This window comes from Francisella salimarina, assembly GCF_007923265.1.
In the GTDB taxonomy this organism is placed as follows: domain Bacteria; phylum Pseudomonadota; class Gammaproteobacteria; order Francisellales; family Francisellaceae; genus Francisella; species Francisella salimarina.
In genome coordinates this window covers 77,422-94,437 of sequence record NZ_VOJA01000001.1, presented here as the reverse complement: position 1 = coordinate 94,437, position 17,016 = coordinate 77,422, and the positions used below count along the sequence as shown (strand labels likewise).

Below are 17,016 nucleotides of genomic sequence, written 5' to 3'. Positions count from 1 at the left end.
TCTAGAAGTTAGTTGATAATGATTTATAGTTAGAGACAATATTACCCTTGAATGTGATAATTATAGTCATAGTTTTTTGTGATTGCATAAATCCTGATTCTTGTGTATTTTCACCGGTTATCAGTAGAGTCAAAAAACCATCTCTAGAAGCATTGTTCTCAACAGTTGCATTTGTTTGATATGTCCAGACAGATTCTCCACTTGCATTTTGAGTAACTATATTAGGAGAGCCAAAAGCATTTATAACTTCATCTTTTGTAGTTACACCTTTTTTTAGAGTTAATGATACATTACCAGAAGTGTAGGGGGTTTTTACAAATCCAACATCTTGAGGGTTGGTATTATTTACGCAAGAGTTAAGGATAAATACTATTCCTATTAAACATATAATCTTAAATTTCATAATAGTCTCACTAGTTACAAGAAGTAGTTTTAATCAAAAATCATTTTATAATAGATCGGATAATAATGATATCTAAAACTTATAATTTAAAGTACTAATCACTCATAAGAACTATATATATTATTGTTAATAATGTATAATCTAGAACCATAAAATTCCCTAATAAATTATATCTATAAACAATTATGAAAACTACTGCTAGAGCTAGAAATAACGCTCGTTTATATACTGTGCAGGCTTTGTACCAAAAAAAGGTTGCAGATCATACATTTTCTGAACTAAAAACTCAATATTATGCAGATAATGCAGAGAGACACTATACGGACTGGGATCTTTTTTATAGATTAATGGATGCAGTTAGAGAAAATCAAGATACTATAAATAACTATATACAGGATAATTCAAAAAATGGTGTTGAGTCTATAAATTATGTTGATTATGCAGTACTTCAAGTCGCTATAGCAGAATTGATAGAGTGTCTAGAAAATCCATATCAAGTTATTATAAAAGAATATGTTGAAATTTGTTATAGTATGGGGACAGAAGAGGGATATAAATTCGTCAACGCTGTTTTACAAAACCTTGCTAAGTCGATTAGAGGTGAAGAGTAAACTTATCTTGTGATGCAAGAAAATTAAACTTATCACGATGTTCTTGTTGTTTGTTCTTATCTAAAGTTGCTGTTAGTATAGTTTCTTTATATTCGTCATGAGCTAAAACATCTCCATTATAGTCAATAATCATACTATCCCCAGAATAGCTAAAGCTAGGGTCATTTCCGACTCTATTGCATGCAATGACATAGGCTTGATTTTCTATAGCTCTTGCTTTTAGTAATGATTTCCAATGCTCACGACGAGATTCTGGCCAACAAGCAACATTTAGTAGTACATCATATTCATTATTATTACAATTAAATACAGGGAATCTTAAATCAAAACACACTGTTAGCAATATGTTGAAACCTTTGTAGTTAATAATTTGACGATTATTGCCGCTAGTATATTTTTTATCTTCTCCTGCATGTATGAAAAGATGATTTTTGTCATAAGTAAAAACTTGCTTGTCAGGAGTTACAAAGTAAAGTCTATTGGCAATTTTATTTTCTGTAAAAGTTGCAGCACTACCTACAATTGCATAGTTTTTACCTTTTACTTGATTATACATCCATTCGATAATATCTTCTTCAGAGCTAGCCTCATTAGTAGGATTCATTATAAAACCAGTGTTAAACATTTCACAAAGTATTACAAGATCAGTTTCTTTATGAATATCTGCAATCTTATTCTCGATAGCTCTATAATTTGCTTGCTTATCATCCCAAATAATATCTGATTGAATTATGCTAACTTTTAGTTTTGACATATATGTTCCTTATTCGGAGTTAGGGTATCTTCTGAGAGTTTAACAATATTTCTCATAATCGTTAAGAATAAAATGCTATATACAAAATATAATTTGTTGACAAATAAATAGCACAATAACATAATAATCCTAATTTATTTTGATACCTATATGAGGAAATTATGAAAATTATAAAACTAAGAAATTATGCTCTATTATCTATACTAGTATTTGCTTTTGTTACCGGCTGTTCAACCGTCGAAAATAATAATGGTATAAAATATGTAGAGGGTTATTACATTGTAAATATGCCATATAGTTTTGACAAAGTTTATAGTTCTGCATATCAATCAATAAAAGCAGGGGAAACTTATACTTCTACTAGCGGTGCTCCTTATAATCTTGTTGTTAACAAGAAGACTAATGAAACAGCAACTTTAGAGGGTATAAACCCAAATGATCCGAGAGATACCATTAAAATAAATATAAAGAAAATATCTGATACAAGTACCAGCTTGGCTATCAAATATGGTAAAGATGGAAATTCTATGAGGTCTTCGGCAGAAGTACAAATTATTGAAGGAAATATCAAGTACGACTAGTATTTGTCATTAAAGAAGTAAAAACTTTTATATCTTTGCAAGAATTTTTGCGCCTTTAATTATCTCATCATCTTTTTTTGCGAAGCAAAGTCTTAGTAGTCCATTTTGTGGTTTTTCAAATAATGACGATATTGGAACTAGGCCAATGCCATATTCTTTGATCAAATTAGAGGCAAAATCTTCATCAAACTCATTACTAATATCACTATAGTCTAACATCTGGAATGGAGAGCCATGCCATTCAAGAACTTTAAACCTAGTTCCTTCCAGATTTTCTCTTAAAAGCTGATTCTGTTTTTTATACAGTTTATTGAGATCTTCATAATACTCAGGGTGTTCAATTATACCTTCTGCTAATGCTAACTGTAATGGATGCACTGCTGAGAAGGTTGCAAATTGCTTTACCGCTAAGATATTTTTTATAACTTCAGCTGGAGCAATAGCTACACCTTGACGCCATCCAGTAACATTATAAGTTTTGCCTAAGGATTGAAGAACTATGAGCTTATCTCTAAGTTCAGCTATTTGTATGGCACTAGTGAAGTTTTCACCTGCGTAAATATGTTCATAAACCTCATCAGAAATTACTAAAAGATTTTTATTTTTAACTATTTTAGCAATTTCCTTGAATTCATCTTCTGATATCACAGTACCCATAGGATTATGAGGCGAGTTTAAGATAATAAGTTTTGTTTTATTTGTAATTGCATTTGCAATAGCTGGGATATCAATTCTACCATCTGCTAGTAGTTTCAGCCTTACGCATTTACCTTGATTAAGTTTTGTAGCTCCAACATACGTATCAAAAACTGGATCAAACATGATAACTTCATCACCTTGTCCGATATAAGCAGATATTAAAGTAAATAAGCCTTCTTGGGCTCCTGCTGTAATAGCCACATTTTCAATACCTATCTCTGCATCATAGCATTTTTTAGTTTTCGTTATTATAGCATTACGCAATGCAATAGTACCTGGTATTGGGGAGTATTGATTTTTTGCATGTTGCATATGAAAGTTAGCCCTATCAATTAACCACTCAGGAGTATCAAATGCAGGAGCTCCCTGAGTAAAGTTAAGGGCTTTATGTTCTGCCGCTAATGTTGCGAATCTACCATAGACAGAAGGGGAAGTATCAATATAAGACTTAGCTTTAATCATATTATTCGTTATAAATTATTAGCATATTTACAGTATATAATAGAAATGTATTTATCAAGAAGAGTTTTGTGCTAAAAATATATTAAATGATGCCGTATATTAGTGTTTTTGGGTAAATTCAAGCGGGTTACCATGCATTTTTAAATATTGTTTTCCTAATAGTTTTGAACCTATATAGTTAAGATGATTTGAATCAGCATAAATGGGGATATTATTTATTTCAATATCACAGTATTTGTCACTACAGAGTACTTTTTTCGGATCTATAATTACTAATCTAGGAAATTCTTTTTTAAGTTTTTCAATAAGATTAGAAAATACTAATTGTTGTTGTTTTACAAATTCGATATTTAATTTGCATGAATTATCTCCGAAAATAAATGGTAGTTTATTTTTTTCTAATGGACAAAGATTAGTGACATCTGTGTTGAGTGTTGGAGTATCTAAAATAAGTATAGGTATACTACCATTATCTATTACTAATTTAATGGATTCTTGTATTGAGTTAATCGAACTAGAGTATAGTGCATTTGACCATTCACCAGCAAGAATAACATATTTATATTTTTTTGATTTTATCAAATTAGCAATTGCCTTATTTCTATCAGTAACAGAAACATATTCAACAACATTTTTGAAAGTCGGTAAGAATGGAGTAGATTTTTGGGTTACAACGTAAGCTTTCTGGCTTATGTTATCAAGCCAAGTAGTTATCATAGGTATTTCAGATCTTGCATGAGAGTCACCTACCAACAGAAAATTAGTATTTTTAGCTTTAGGACTTCCTATTGAACAGATATCCTTATTAGGGAGTTGTTTTGACTGAAAGCTAGAAGATTGAATCATAAGGAAACAATTGTTTTGATCGATTTTATTAAACCCATAGTTATATGTTAGTTTATTTTGATTAATAAGGTTTGACGAATTAAAACCAAATTTATTATTAGTTGAGGCTATATAAAAGCAGCAAGCCAAAATTAGAGGCATTATCCATAGTAGTATAAGGCTTTTAGTAAAGCTAAGCTTATATTTGTGTCTAAAAGGTTTTTCTACAAATAAATATGTTAATGTAGCAAGAGCTAAGCTAACAGTAAAAATTATGATACATATAGTGACAGTTTTATTGATACTTAAATAGTTGACATAAGCAATAATAGGCCAATGCCATAGATATAAAGAATACGAGATAAGACCTATAGCCACAATAGGTTTTAGAGAAAGTATTCTATTTATAATAGGTATATGATTAGTATTTGCGCCAGAATATATATAAATAGTCGCCCCAATACATGCAGTAACAGTCCAAATACTTGGGAAACTCACATTAATAAAAAATATAGGTGCTATCATCATTAAAGCACCTATTACAGAGAGTATATTAAGAGTCAGTTTGTTATTGTTTAAAGTAGCTGAATTATTAAGGTATATTGCTAAGCAGCAACCAAATAAAAGTTCGAATGCTCTATGAGTTGGAAAGTAATACCATCTGTCAGAGCTCAGAATATATAAATTAAATTCGCCAGAAAGGAAAATCAAGCAAGATATAACTAGCAATATTATTGAAGTGGCTAGAAGTTTTACTTTTGCTGAAAATCTTAGTTTAAATAATAGTATTAAGACTAATGGCCAGATCATATAAAACTGTTCTTCTACACCTAAAGACCATGTATGAAGTAATGGTATTATTTGCGAGTTTTGACCGAAGTAACCAAAATCAAGTTTTACAAAGAAATAGATATTAGAAAAGGATGCTATTGCACTAACAAGTGATTCGGCGTAGTCTATTAAATCTTGCGGTAGTAATATAAGCCATGCAAAAAAAGTAGAGAAAATTAAGACAGCTATTAATGCAGGTAGAATTCTTCTAATTCTTCTTAGGTAAAAGTTTTTGATAGAAAAAGAGTTGTTTTGTAGATCTCTAAGAATTATAGCTGTAATTAAATATCCAGAAATTACAAAAAATATATCTACACCAAGAAAGCCAGATTTAATCCAACTTATATTTAGATGGAATAGAACTACGGATAATACCGCAAAAGCCCTTAATCCATCTATATCTTTTCTATACTTTATATTGCTCATTAGTACTTTTTATAAGAGTTTCTATATATTATGATACATTTTTATTGGTTTTTATAAAATATAATTTAATTTGGGTGCTAAGAATCACTTTTATCAGTCTTTATTTAAGTATAGAGATAATATAGACTTCTTCATAAGGTTTTATTATTTATAGTATTGATGAAAATTTCACGTACAAATGTAATAATAGCTATTTTGATAATAGCTTTTTTCTTTGTTATAAACTATTTACAGCCTTTAAGAGCCGATGATTTTGGTAGAGCTTATACTGATGCTCTTGATAAGGGCTTTATCATATATCTTCGTGGTATTGCATCAAATTATATTCACTGGACAGGGCGGATATCAGCACAGGCATTAATTTATCTGTTTTTGAGTAAAAAATATATCCATTTATCAGTATTTATGATCAATATGATTAACTCGATATGTTTTTATCTATTTGTGCTATATTCATATAAAATAGTAAGATTTAAAACAAAAGTTGATCTATTTTCGAAAGACTTTTTAATATATTTTTTCTTTTTTATCTTCCTTTTTTATCAAACAGGATTTATTGCTAATGTCATATGGAAAACAGCGGCAGTACAGTATTTTTGGGGTATAACACTTTTAGCTATCTTTTATTACATATCAGTAGTGAAAAATAAGCAGAACATATGGTTTAGTTTATTCACAGGTTTTTTTATTGGTTTATATAATGAGATATTCGCTGGTGTCGCAATTATCTTGTGTTTGGCATACTTTTTAAATCAAAAGCTTTCTCAAGCTGAAATAGCTAAGAATATATTATATTTTTTTATAGCTTGTGCGGTGGGAGGTATAATTCTGATAGCAGCTCCTGGTAACTATGTAAGACTAAGCACAATGTCGGCAGGAGAGCATATTTCTGTATTAAATCAGCTCATAAATTTAGTTACACAAATTGTAACAAGACCTGGGGATACACTTGTGCCTATGTTAATGCTGCTGACATTCTTAGTTCTTATTTTCACAAACAAAAATATCACTAGGAAAGCTTCTTTTATATATGGGGTAGCAATTGCATCCTCAATATTTGTATTAACACCTGTGGCTAAGTCTTATGATTTGAATCAAAGAGTTTTATTAATTTATGATGCAGTATTTTTTATAATAATGATGCAGCAATTTTATAATCATAGTACTAGTTTTATTCTAAAGTTAAGGCTACGATTAAATTCCTTAAGTTGGGTATTTTTAGTATTATTAGTAATGCAACTCGTATTAATGGTAAGTATTTATTTTGAAATATATAAGTTTGAAAGATATAGAGATACTTTAGTTACATATTATCAGCAAAATGAGATCTCTGATCCTATCTTACCAATGATTCCTGAATTTAGTCAAATAACTTTTATAGATGATATCACATCTGATGAAAATGCTTATAATAACGATGCTTATGCTAAGTTTTATGGTTTTGATAAGGTTTATGGAAAAGAATTAGGCTAGAATGTCGAACAGTTTCTCTAATGTGATTTCTTGTTTTTCTTGAGTTTTGCGATTTTTATACTCAATCAAACCTTGCTCTAAAAGTCTATCACCAATAACCACATGATGAGAGTAGCCTATAAGATCTGCATCTGCAAACATCACACCAGGTCTTGCGCCTCTATCATCTAAAATAACATCTATTCCTTTTGCAAGTAATTCTTGATAGAGTTTGTCAGCTGTTTGTTTGACGCTTTCAGATTTGTTATAGTTGATTGGCAGTATTGCAACTTGATATGGAGCGATAGCCTCTGGCCAAATGATCCCATTTTCATCATGAGACTGTTCAATTGCAGCAGCCATGACTCGAGATACTCCAAAACCGTAGCAACCCATAAGCATAGACTTAGGCTTGCCATCTTGACCAATTATATTGGCATTCATTGGTTTTGAATAAACATCTTCAAGCTCAAAAATATGTCCAACTTCGATACCGTTTGTGAGCTCTAGAGTTCCATTATTATCTGGAGATATATCTCCTGTAACTACGTTTCTAATATCGGCAATTTGATAACTAGTGATATCTCTATCCCAATTCACATTTGTAAAATGATAGTCATCTTCATTTGCGCCACAACAGATATCTTCAATCATCATTGCACTATAATCAGCTATAATTTGTACAGAGCAGTTAACTATCCCTAATGAACCTGGATTAGCATTAAAAATAGAGAAAATTTCATCTTTGGTTGCAAGAGTGTATGGAGCTACAATTTGTTCGAGCTTATTGATTTTTGTCTCGTTAAGTTCATGGTCTCCTCGGATAACTAAAGCGAAGAAGTTACCTTTAGCATCTTTTATAACCATAGTTTTGATAGTTTTTTTGATATCAAAATCAAGTTCGCTACAAAGTTTTTCGATAGTCTTAATATTTGGGGTATGAATTTTTGTTATAGTATTCTCAGAAACTGCTCTTGTACTTAAATCTGGTTTCGCATATGTTGCTAACTCAATATTTGCAGCATAGTCGGAGCCATTGCTGTAGCATATAATATCTTCACCAGCATTAGCTAATACTTGGAATTCGTGACTGTTATCACCTCCAATTGCTCCAGTATCAGCACGGACGGGACGATAGGCTAAGCCAATTTTATCAAGAATTTTACAATAAGTTTCATACATCTTGTTATAAGTGTTATGTAAACACTCACTATTTTCATGAAATGAGTAAGCATCTTTCATGATAAATTCACGGGCACGCATCACACCAAAACGAGGGCGGATTTCATCTCTGAATTTTGTTTGAATTTGATAAAGATTTAGAGGTAATTGTTTGTAACTCTTGATAGTATCACGAGCCATGTCTACAATTGGCTCTTCATGGGTTGGGCCATAGCAAAAATCTCTTTCATGTCTGTCTTTTAGCTTCAGAAGCTCAGGGCCGAATTTATCCCAACGGTGAGTTTCTTGTAATAACTCAGAAGGTAGTACACTTGGCAGTAATAACTCACTTGCTCCAGCTTTATTCATCTCTTCACGGACTATATTCTGGATTTTCTGTAGAACTTTTAGTCCTACAGGCATCCATGTATAGATTCCTGAAGCAAGTTTTTTTATCAGACCAGCTTTTAGCATGTATTGATGGCTAGTAAGTACGGCTTCTTTAGGAAGCTCTTTTGTAGTAGCAATAAGGGTATGTGTAGCTTTCATGACTATCTAAGTTTCAAAATAAAAATATGAGCTAAATTATAGCAAAAAAATAATTATAAAATATAAAAATTGACTCTAGATGAAGGAAGTTAAGGAGATATGAAAAAACTAAGGAGTATCACCTAGAGTAATCTTTATATATTAAGACTCAATCAAACCAAAGTCTGTAAATTTTTGGATATGATTTTGCTTAGGATTTTATATTCTATACTTAATAAATTTTATGTCAATTATTTTTTATAGATTTAATAACCAATAATTATCTGGATCAGACGGACAAAGATGTGGGCCACATTCAACAAATACACTTATTGTATTGGCAAGAGTTAAAGCTAGTATCAAGAATATTGCTACTTTAGCGAATAGACTTAAATTTTTCTTTTTATCTTCATTTGGAGTAAAGAATCCACAAATAGTAGCATATATTATGAAAATAATACTTATAATAAAATTCCAAGTATACATATGTAGTGAGAATACAGCATCTCCATAATTCCCAGTGCCAGGAACAATATGTAAAAGTATTTGTGTCATTGCCATTGCAGCATTTAGGATCGCTACTAATGTTACGAACAGATAGTTCTTGTATTTATTGCCATGAGTCAAATTTAGTAGTAACCCAAAAGTTAATAAGCTCAGTGACATTCTTTGGAATACACATAAGGCGCAAGGCAGTTCTTGGAAATAAAGTTGATAATAAAAAGCCGTTGCTAATACAACACTTATACCAATAATAGCTAAAGAGTCGAATAAATCTAGAATATTATCTTTCATAGCTAGCCCCTTAAAGTTGAATATTTATATATCGAATTGTATGAGGAATAAATACTACTAGTAATAATCCCAAAGACACAAGGAAAAGAGTGGTAGCTAGCTTATGCTTATTTGTTATAGCAAATATTAAGCTAAGAAATGTTGTCAAAAATATTAAAAATATCATGCTATTAAACTTTTTTTAAACTTTAATGCTGGGATTATAGTCTTACTTTAAGTATAAGTGAAATTGAAAAAAATTAATTGTGTTATAAGTAAAACTGATGTTTTAATTCTGAGCACACTTAGGGCCATCTAGAATTCATAAATTTAGAGATAAGAAAGGAGGAGAAAAATATAAACTACTAAACAGCCCTAAGTAAAAAACTTTTAGTACGATGGAAAATTTTTCTTGAAATTGTTTGGCTCCCCGAGACGGACTTGAACCGCCGACCAATTGATTAACAGTCAACTGCTCTACCGACTGAGCTATCGGGGAACTTGTGAGGTATTATATGGCTGTTTTGTTATACTGTCAACAGTATTTTTAGTTTTTTTGAGAAAATATGATGTTTTATCAAGTTTATATGAATTTTGGTGTGTGATAACATATTATAAGTTTCAAAATATCGTTATTTAAAGCAAGTAATAGTTAGTATGGAAAATCAAGTTATACAAAGACAGCAAGAATTAGTTGAAGAGTTATCTTTTTTTGAAGATTGGGAAGATAAGTATGATTATGTCATATCATTGGGTAAGCAATTACCAGAGTTTCCTCAAAATAAAAAAACTGAGGAGAATTTGGTTAAAGGCTGTCAATCCCAAGTCTGGTTCGACAGCAGTATAAAAGATGGTAAGTTACATTTTATAGCTACTAGTGATGCATTGATTGTTTCAGGGTTGATTGGAATGCTACTAAGAGTATATAGTGAAGCAACTCCAGCAGATATACTTAATTCAGATACTAATTTTATTAAGGAAATTGGTTTTGGCAATAATTTGAGCTCTACAAGAGCTAATGGTCTAAAGTCAATGCTTGATTATATCTATGCAACTGCACAAAAAAACCAGTAAATGAAAATACTTGTTTGTAGACCTAAAGATGATGCTGATATTCTCTCAAAGCTATTAATATCTAAAGGCTATGATACTGTATGCTTACCATGTATTAATATTGATTATATAAATGTTGAAAGTTCAGTGTTGAGCTATACAAGTTATATATTTACTAGCAAATATGCTGTAGAAAGCTTATTTGCTCAATATAATCCTGAATTGTTCGACGGTAAAAAAATTTATAGTGTAGGTCAAAGCACCGCAAAAACTCTAAAAAAATATGGTTTAGATGCTATATATCCACATGATCATGGTTCACAAGAGCTTTTGAAACTAATCTTGGAAGAAGATGTTGCTGATGATAGTTTTGCGGTTATCTCTGGGGTTTCTGGAAATGAATTGCTTGTCAAAGAAATATCACAACTAACAAAGTGCGATAAATTTGAAACTTATCGGAGAGTTTTTGAGAGTGTTGCTACGCTTAGTCAAGCGTATTTAAAATTCATTGATGATGGTATAAATCCTGATGTTATTGTCACCACAAGTATCGATATTTTTAAGTCTTTGAATAGGATTTTTGATGAAATAGTAGCGCCTGAGGCTGCAATTGTTACCATAACAAGTCCAAAAATGCTAGAATTTGTTAATGAACAAGGCTTTGAAAATACTTTGAGTCTTGAAAGATTAGACAATGATTATATCTGTCAAAAAGTACGAGAACATATAGAGGCAAAAAATGTCACAAGAAAAAAATATTCAGCAAGAGCAAGCGAATGACGCTGCTGATAATGTTGCTCAAAAATTAGAACCAATTAAAAATAAATCTTCGTTTAACATCTTGTCTAAAATTAGCATAGTTGTATCTTTAGTAGCCCTTGGTTTAGCCAGCTACTCTGTTATTGATTTTGAAAGAAGTGATAACAAGCTTGGTGTTAATGATCAAGCTTTAGCTAGTTTGCAAAATCAACTTGACTCGCTTAAGTCTTTACAAACTGAGCAAAAAGAAGCTATCAATGACCTTGGCGAACAAAATGATTTTTTAACACAAAATATTAAAGCGACACAGTCGCAGGTTACTACTTTAGGTAATCAAGTGGCAGTTCCGACTAAGGACTTGTATCTGCAGATGAGTATAGTAAATATTCAGTCGGCTATTAACTACTTAGTATTAGCTAAGGATGTTGCAGTCTTTGATGGTGATGCTCAAAAGGCTAATGAGCTGGTTGATAGTGCATTTGATAAAATAGAAGCTAGTGGAGTTGCAACTGTAAGTGTTAGTGAGCGTCAAAAGATAAAAGATACATTAGGGGAAACTTTGTCAAAAAGTGATGTTATTAAACATTTTATCTCTATCCAGCAGCAGTTTAGTAAGCTTAAATATATTACTCCAGAAGATATTTCTGCTGATGTTAATACTTCTTCACAAAGTAACTATATGAAGCTTTTACACTCAGTAGTTGAGATACAGAATATTCCTGAGAATCAGACTCTTGTTGCTACAAATCAAGCTAAGCAAGTTGTTTCAAGTAATCTGTATAACTCATTGATACAGTTACAGAGTGCTATGTATATTAACGATCAAGGTAGTATTGATGAGGCTAAAGACAATCTTATTGCTATTATCAATCAATATTTTGTACAAGATAACAATGCAAAAGAGCTTAAAAAAGATATCAAAAGCATTAACTCTCAGAATTTAGATAATGTAGATAGTAGTTTGGATAAAGTTATTAATCAGCTATCTGAACAACAAAATAAGCTTTTGATAAAAGAATCAAGTCTAACTAAAACTAATGTAAGTGCACAAGGAAGTGATAAATGATAAGAGTCTTAAAACTTATAATAGTTGTTGCTCTAGCTACCTTGATTGGTATATGGGCGACTAAAAATCATGGATATATTATGTTAGTGATGGCCGATAAAGCTATCAAAGTAAACTTAGTTGCCTTTGTATTTATCGTTTTTGCACTATTGTTTGCCTTAGTTTTTGGCTTTAGGATAATTAAACTAAGTTTTCAGTTTCCTTATTTGTTGTTTAATTGGCTTATTGGTTTGTTTACAGTAAATAAGCAAGAAAGATTTGCAGATTTATTTGCTGATATGGTTCTAGAAAATAATAGAATAACTAATAAGTTGAGCATTTCAAGTATTGCTAAAATTTCTCCGAGATCTTTCAAGGATTATGTGCTTTTTAGAAAAATTTGTATGATTGCTAACAATAAAGATATTAAAGAATTAGACAAAGCTCTGAAGCAGATTAATGGTGACACAATCGTATATAAGTTCTTTGAGGTTTATAAGCTTTATCTGGTTCAGAAACTTTCAGAAGCACGCACGAAAGTAAGCTTACTTTTGGAGAGAAATAATTGTAGATTCTTACCTAATATTGCAAATCTGGCTGGAAATATTGCTTTAGCTGATGAAGATGCGGTGTTTGCGCTCAAAGTCTTGGAGAAATATGATGTTTATCTCAAGCAAGATCTTGGCGAGAAGTTAATTGTTTTAGCTCTAAGAAAAGCTAAAGATGTTGATGAATTATCAGATATTTATAATAAGGCAGAAACAACTAATACAATAAGTAGGGTGTACCTAGAACAACTTGTTGACTTTGAAGAAGTTGTTTTGGCTGAGAAATTTGCTAAAAAGCAGTTAGTAGGGGGCAACATCTTGCCAGAGATGCTAAAAATTTATGCTAACGCATTTAGCATTCCGATAGCTAAATTATCTGAGAAAGTTCTTGATAGAGCTAATCACGACTATGATAGTATTCTTATGTTGCTAGAGCTTGCGACGATTAAGTCAGATAATTATAGTTTTAAAATAGCTTATGATTATATCGAAAGACATATTAAGGACTTGCTAAGTACTACACAACTAGAAAGATACCATCATATATTATGTAAGTTTTTTATAAAAAATGGCGATGTGGCAGGTATAGATATCTCAGCTACACAATTAATTTATCGAAATAACTAAAAGGTATGTTTAAATGCAAGTTAAAAGATGGTTTTTGAATAATAGTTTGAGAAATTATCAGTATTTATTATATGATGATAGTCACGCTATTGTCATAGATCCTCTCAAAGCAGATATATTTGATGATTTTATCAAACAAAATAATTTAAAGCTCGAGGCAATACTTATTACACATAGGCATGGTGATCATATTGCAGGTGTCAAGAAATTGCTTGAGATTTATCCAGGTACTAGAGTATATGCTTATGCTGATAATGATCTCTTTAAGCCAGATGTTTATGTCGATGAGGGAGATTTTATAGATTTTGGATTTACAAATTGTAAGGTAATGTATACTCCTGGGCATATTGATGATCATGTATGCTTCTTGTTTGAAAAAGAGAAGGCTCTTTTCTGTGGAGATACTTTATTTAATGCCGGAGTTGGCGGTGTACATGCAGCATCTGCAGATGTGGGACAGTTATATGACTCATTAGCCAAGATTTCTGACTTAGATAAAGATATAAAACCATATCCTGCTCATGATTATTGGCAAAGCAATCTTGATTTTGCACTTAGTATACTGCCTAATGATGAATCTTTTAATTATTATAGAAATCAAGTTGCAGAGCTTGCGGCTGAACATAAGCCGGTTGTGAATTTAGCAGAGGAGAGTAAGCTTAATATTTTTATTAGATCAATTGATGATGAATCTTTACTACGAGCTTTGCCTGAGTGTTCATTAGGAAAGGAGATGTTTGTTAAGCTTAGAGAGTTAAAGAATCGATTCTAAACCTAGTCTTTAGAAGTCTTATTGCTTGAGGATTCCTCCGAATTGTCTGAAGATTTGTTTTTAGAATCTTTCTGAGCATCTTTGGGTTCAATTTTTGTTCGACTTATTTCGCGTGGGAAACCTCCATTTAAACCAATTCTCTGAAGCTTGATTATATCCGGAGCCATCGCGCGTTTGCTATCATAAGGTCCTATATACATTCTAATCCAACTGCCTACTCGTTGGAATTGTGGGTTAAGACCATCCTCTTTCATTTTTTTAACATACCAAGATGTTTCATCCATATTTCTGAATGATGCAATTTGGTAAATATATTTATATTTATACTGAGCTCTTTGTGCATCAGGTTGAACATCGACTTCAACACTGTCATGTTTAAGGCTATTGTAGAATGTAAACACCATTTTTCCACCACTACCACTTTCAGTAAAGTCTGGCTTTTGATCACTGTTTGTTGAATTGGTTTTAGTATTATCTTCTGTGCTATCTTGCTCTTTTATTGAATCGCTGTTTTGATCCACTTGAAGTTCTACTTTTGCTTTTTCTTCTTCAGCTTTTACTTTTTTTAGGTGTTTGTTTATAAGTTTAGATGCTACAGCTATTACCAATAAGCATACTACAGCTATGATTACTATTTTCTTTCTCTTGGAGCTACTAGGTTTTTGTGGCTCTTTGTTATTTTCTTTTGTAGGCTTTTTAGGGATATCTAATCTTGATAGATCTTTCATAAGTGTAATTTTTTTAATAAATCCATTAAACTTGGTAGGCGTTTAATATCATAATGTTATACTAAAGAAAGATTATAAATAATACTTAAGTAAATATATAGAGTTTTGTTATTAGTTGTACTAAAAATAGTATATTTGTTGAAAATGTTTTCTAAAATATATTGTGATTGTTGAAGACTAATATATAAATAATATAATTAGCCTTAGAGAATTGCTGGTCTATGAGATAAATTCCAGCTTACTTTTAGGGGAGTAGATTAAACTAAATTTTTTAAAAAAAGAGGACATATAATGCGTTTGCAGAAAAAAATATTATTAACATCTTTGTGTATGACTACTTTTATAGCAACAAATTTATATGCTGCAACAGATGCTCAGGTCTCTAAGCTAACTAGCCAAGAAAAGTTTGATAATAAAGAGATGCTTATAAGTAACTTGGATTCTTTATTTGCATATCAAACAAAAATAACAGTTGGTAATGTTTCGCAGGATAAAAATGGTAACTTAGTAGCAACAGATATTTGGATTATAAGTAGTGATTCAAAAAATCCAAATATTAGTATTAATAAAGCTATATTTGAGGGACTGAAGGCAGGAGAGGCTGTTAAGAATAGTTTTCATATAAAAATAGAAGGCTTGAGTGTAGCAAATTTGGCAACAGCGGTTGCTAATAGTAATGTGGTTAGCTCAAAGACAGACCCTAAAGATCTTGCAGATAATCAAGGTCCATTTGCTATTATAATGAATGATGTCGGTCAAGGAATATATAATCTTGACATTAACTATGATTACGATGAGAGTACTATTAATTTTGTATTGAACTCAACCATTGGCAAAAAAACATTTATAAAAGCAGATGCAAAATTAAAAGATATAGATTTATCTGGTACTGAAGTTGACATGGACTTCTTAGCATCGTTAGTTACAGAGTGTATGAATTCGAAGATACAAAATCTTAGTTTTGATGCAAACTTCTCAGAAGTTCTAAAAGAGGTAACAAGTAAATATCTTGGTAAAAAGTATAAACAAGATCCAGTCCTTGATATAAATGGTAAGTTAGGTAATAAGCCAGGAGAGCTTGTATTAAACCTTGACGGTAAGCTAGGCACTAATAATTATGGTAAATATAATATTGTAATTGAGGGTATAGATCTAGATAGTGGTTCTATCAATGAAATTATTGATGGAACTGGCAAGGCTTTGGATAATGCTTATGTACAATCTAATACTGCGGATTCAAAAATTCAGCTTAATTTTCAGAAGGATTTTTTCCCAGAGAAGTCACCAATAAGAGAAGTATTTTCAATACTTGATACTAATAATATCAATATAAAAATTAATTCAGATCGCCAATTTAAGAATAATAAATATAATACTAATTTTGATATACAAGCAGAGGGATTAGCAAGTCTAAAAGGTAGTGCTGAAGCTATGGTAAATGACAAATTAAGCTTATTACCATATTTAGGTGCCGGAGCTCAAGATCAAAAAGATTTATATGATTGTGATAATGAATTATGTTTGAAAAGTGTAGATGTTACATTTGCTAACTATGGGTTACTTGAAAAAATTGCTAGACTTGCAAATCAAGATCCTAATACAACGCCACAGCAGATATTAGGCTCATATGGAGCATTGTTACAGCTTTTTGCTGTACAACAACAAGATAGGTTCTTACAGCAAGTACTATCATCATTTGCAATGTTTTTACAAAATCCTAAAAATATAAGTATACATGCGAAAGCGAATAAACCAGTTAATGAAATGGCTTTATTAAATATGCTGGTTAGTGATGCAAAAACTCTAAAAAGAAATAATCCTATCAAGAATAATGGTAATGTTGATTTGAGTAAGAGCCCTGATGTCAAACTTATAAATAATATTCAAAATCTCTTCAAGATTAGTTTTGATGTTAATCAGAACTAAAAATTAATATTTCTTGAAAATTAAAGCTATATCTCTATTGACAACTTTTGA

The 17,016-nt window shown here is 31.0% G+C and carries 16 protein-coding genes and 1 tRNA gene; 9 read left to right on the top strand and 8 right to left on the bottom strand.

Annotated elements, in window-relative coordinates; genetic code table 11:
* Position 1: 1 nt before the first annotated feature.
* Entirely contained in the window at positions 2–403 is a 402-nt protein-coding gene (locus tag FQ699_RS00455) for a hypothetical protein (RefSeq protein ID WP_146420665.1), read from the bottom strand.
* A 185-nt stretch (positions 404–588) separates the two neighbouring features.
* On the opposite strand from FQ699_RS00455, the gene nusB reads away from it, so the two are divergent.
* A complete protein-coding gene (gene nusB / locus FQ699_RS00450; RefSeq protein ID WP_146420664.1) occupies positions 589–1,014 on the top strand; it encodes a transcription antitermination factor NusB in 426 nt (141 codons plus the stop codon).
* Here the strand turns inward: nusB and FQ699_RS00445 are convergent.
* The gene (locus tag FQ699_RS00445; RefSeq protein ID WP_146420663.1) at positions 998–1,768 is read right to left on the bottom strand and encodes an amidohydrolase; all 771 of its coding nucleotides are present in this window, start codon (positions 1,766–1,768) and stop codon (positions 998–1,000) included. The two genes, nusB and FQ699_RS00445, sit on opposite strands and share 17 nt — an antisense overlap.
* 161 nt (positions 1,769–1,929) lie before the next feature.
* Between FQ699_RS00445 and FQ699_RS00440 the strand changes: the two genes are divergently transcribed.
* Positions 1,930–2,349, top strand: coding sequence for a DUF3568 family protein (locus FQ699_RS00440; RefSeq protein ID WP_013922705.1), 420 nt, complete (start codon positions 1,930–1,932; stop codon positions 2,347–2,349).
* A gap of 27 nt (positions 2,350–2,376) precedes the next feature.
* Here FQ699_RS00440 and FQ699_RS00435 read toward each other — a convergent pair whose 3' ends face one another.
* Both FQ699_RS00435 and FQ699_RS00430 read right to left on the bottom strand, forming a co-directional pair.
* Positions 2,377–3,510 (bottom strand): aminotransferase class I/II-fold pyridoxal phosphate-dependent enzyme, encoded by a 1,134-nt coding sequence (locus FQ699_RS00435; protein ID WP_146420662.1) that lies wholly within the window; start codon positions 3,508–3,510, stop codon positions 2,377–2,379.
* A gap of 99 nt (positions 3,511–3,609) precedes the next feature.
* Positions 3,610–5,592: an acyltransferase family protein gene (locus FQ699_RS00430; protein ID WP_146420661.1), complete on the bottom strand. Its 1,983-nt coding sequence runs from the start codon at positions 5,590–5,592 to the stop codon at positions 3,610–3,612.
* Positions 5,593–5,751: 159 nt separating this feature from the next.
* Here FQ699_RS00430 and FQ699_RS00425 point away from each other — a divergent pair, with 159 nt between their 5' ends.
* Positions 5,752–7,065, top strand: coding sequence for a DUF6056 family protein (locus tag FQ699_RS00425; protein WP_146420660.1), 1,314 nt, complete (start codon positions 5,752–5,754; stop codon positions 7,063–7,065).
* Here the strand turns inward: FQ699_RS00425 and FQ699_RS00420 are convergent.
* The 3 genes from FQ699_RS00420 to FQ699_RS00410 all read right to left on the bottom strand — a co-directional run bounded on the left by FQ699_RS00420 (position 7,057) and on the right by FQ699_RS00410 (position 10,006).
* The gene (locus FQ699_RS00420; RefSeq protein WP_146420659.1) at positions 7,057–8,754 is read right to left on the bottom strand and encodes a proline--tRNA ligase; all 1,698 of its coding nucleotides are present in this window, start codon (positions 8,752–8,754) and stop codon (positions 7,057–7,059) included. The two genes, FQ699_RS00425 and FQ699_RS00420, sit on opposite strands and share 9 nt — an antisense overlap.
* A 237-nt stretch (positions 8,755–8,991) precedes the next feature.
* Positions 8,992–9,528 (bottom strand): disulfide bond formation protein B, encoded by a 537-nt coding sequence (locus tag FQ699_RS00415; RefSeq protein WP_146420658.1) that lies wholly within the window; start codon positions 9,526–9,528, stop codon positions 8,992–8,994.
* Positions 9,529–9,930: 402 nt separating this feature from the next.
* A tRNA-Asn gene (locus FQ699_RS00410) sits at positions 9,931–10,006 on the bottom strand.
* 158 nt (positions 10,007–10,164) lie between these two features.
* Here FQ699_RS00410 and FQ699_RS00405 point away from each other — a divergent pair.
* Genes FQ699_RS00405 through FQ699_RS00385 form a run of 5 tightly spaced genes read left to right on the top strand, consistent with a single transcriptional unit; the run spans position 10,165 to position 14,311 of the window.
* Positions 10,165–10,581 carry a SufE family protein gene (locus tag FQ699_RS00405; RefSeq protein WP_146420657.1) on the top strand — a complete coding sequence of 139 codons (417 nt, stop codon included), beginning with the start codon at positions 10,165–10,167 and terminating at the stop codon, positions 10,579–10,581.
* A complete protein-coding gene (locus FQ699_RS00400) occupies positions 10,582–11,340 on the top strand; it encodes a uroporphyrinogen-III synthase (RefSeq protein ID WP_146420656.1) in 759 nt (252 codons plus the stop codon). It abuts the gene before it with no gap.
* Complete coding sequence (locus tag FQ699_RS00395) at positions 11,300–12,385, top strand: hypothetical protein (protein ID WP_146420655.1); 1,086 nt, start codon at positions 11,300–11,302, stop codon at positions 12,383–12,385. The genes FQ699_RS00400 and FQ699_RS00395 overlap by 41 nt, the downstream gene beginning before the upstream one ends.
* Positions 12,382–13,539 (top strand): heme biosynthesis protein HemY, encoded by a 1,158-nt coding sequence (locus tag FQ699_RS00390; RefSeq protein ID WP_146420654.1) that lies wholly within the window; start codon positions 12,382–12,384, stop codon positions 13,537–13,539. The genes FQ699_RS00395 and FQ699_RS00390 overlap by 4 nt, the downstream gene beginning before the upstream one ends.
* 13 nt (positions 13,540–13,552) lie before the next feature.
* Positions 13,553–14,311 (top strand): MBL fold metallo-hydrolase, encoded by a 759-nt coding sequence (locus FQ699_RS00385; RefSeq protein ID WP_146420653.1) that lies wholly within the window; start codon positions 13,553–13,555, stop codon positions 14,309–14,311.
* A gap of 2 nt (positions 14,312–14,313) precedes the next feature.
* Here FQ699_RS00385 and FQ699_RS00380 read toward each other — a convergent pair whose 3' ends face one another.
* On the bottom strand, positions 14,314–15,039 hold the full coding sequence (locus tag FQ699_RS00380) for an SPOR domain-containing protein (protein ID WP_146420652.1): 726 nt from the start codon (positions 15,037–15,039) through the stop codon (positions 14,314–14,316).
* Between the two features lie 291 nt (positions 15,040–15,330).
* Between FQ699_RS00380 and FQ699_RS00375 the strand changes: the two genes are divergently transcribed.
* Positions 15,331–16,965 carry an aq_1923 C-terminal domain gene (locus FQ699_RS00375; RefSeq protein ID WP_146420651.1) on the top strand — a complete coding sequence of 545 codons (1,635 nt, stop codon included), beginning with the start codon at positions 15,331–15,333 and terminating at the stop codon, positions 16,963–16,965.
* Positions 16,966–17,016 lie beyond the last annotated feature (51 nt).

Bases quoted from the DNA above. Each gene is read 5' to 3' on its own strand.
- FQ699_RS00430 (WP_146420661.1), bottom strand. From the start codon at position 5,592: ATGAGCAATATAAAGTATAGAAAAGATATAGATGGATTAAGGGCTTTT.
- FQ699_RS00425 (WP_146420660.1), top strand. From the start codon at position 5,752: ATGAAAATTTCACGTACAAATGTAATAATAGCTATTTTGATAATAGCT.
- FQ699_RS00385 (WP_146420653.1), top strand. From the start codon at position 13,553: ATGCAAGTTAAAAGATGGTTTTTGAATAATAGTTTGAGAAATTATCAG.
- FQ699_RS00435 (WP_146420662.1), bottom strand. From the start codon at position 3,510: ATGATTAAAGCTAAGTCTTATATTGATACTTCCCCTTCTGTCTATGGT.
- FQ699_RS00445 (WP_146420663.1), bottom strand. From the start codon at position 1,768: ATGTCAAAACTAAAAGTTAGCATAATTCAATCAGATATTATTTGGGAT.
- FQ699_RS00420 (WP_146420659.1), bottom strand. From the start codon at position 8,754: ATGAAAGCTACACATACCCTTATTGCTACTACAAAAGAGCTTCCTAAA.
- FQ699_RS00455 (WP_146420665.1), bottom strand. From the start codon at position 403: ATGAAATTTAAGATTATATGTTTAATAGGAATAGTATTTATCCTTAAC.
- FQ699_RS00375 (WP_146420651.1), top strand. From the start codon at position 15,331: ATGCGTTTGCAGAAAAAAATATTATTAACATCTTTGTGTATGACTACT.
- FQ699_RS00415 (WP_146420658.1), bottom strand. From the start codon at position 9,528: ATGAAAGATAATATTCTAGATTTATTCGACTCTTTAGCTATTATTGGT.
- nusB (WP_146420664.1), top strand. From the start codon at position 589: ATGAAAACTACTGCTAGAGCTAGAAATAACGCTCGTTTATATACTGTG.
- FQ699_RS00395 (WP_146420655.1), top strand. From the start codon at position 11,300: ATGTCACAAGAAAAAAATATTCAGCAAGAGCAAGCGAATGACGCTGCT.
- FQ699_RS00400 (WP_146420656.1), top strand. From the start codon at position 10,582: ATGAAAATACTTGTTTGTAGACCTAAAGATGATGCTGATATTCTCTCA.
- FQ699_RS00405 (WP_146420657.1), top strand. From the start codon at position 10,165: ATGGAAAATCAAGTTATACAAAGACAGCAAGAATTAGTTGAAGAGTTA.
- FQ699_RS00390 (WP_146420654.1), top strand. From the start codon at position 12,382: ATGATAAGAGTCTTAAAACTTATAATAGTTGTTGCTCTAGCTACCTTG.
- FQ699_RS00440 (WP_013922705.1), top strand. From the start codon at position 1,930: ATGAAAATTATAAAACTAAGAAATTATGCTCTATTATCTATACTAGTA.
- FQ699_RS00380 (WP_146420652.1), bottom strand. From the start codon at position 15,039: ATGAAAGATCTATCAAGATTAGATATCCCTAAAAAGCCTACAAAAGAA.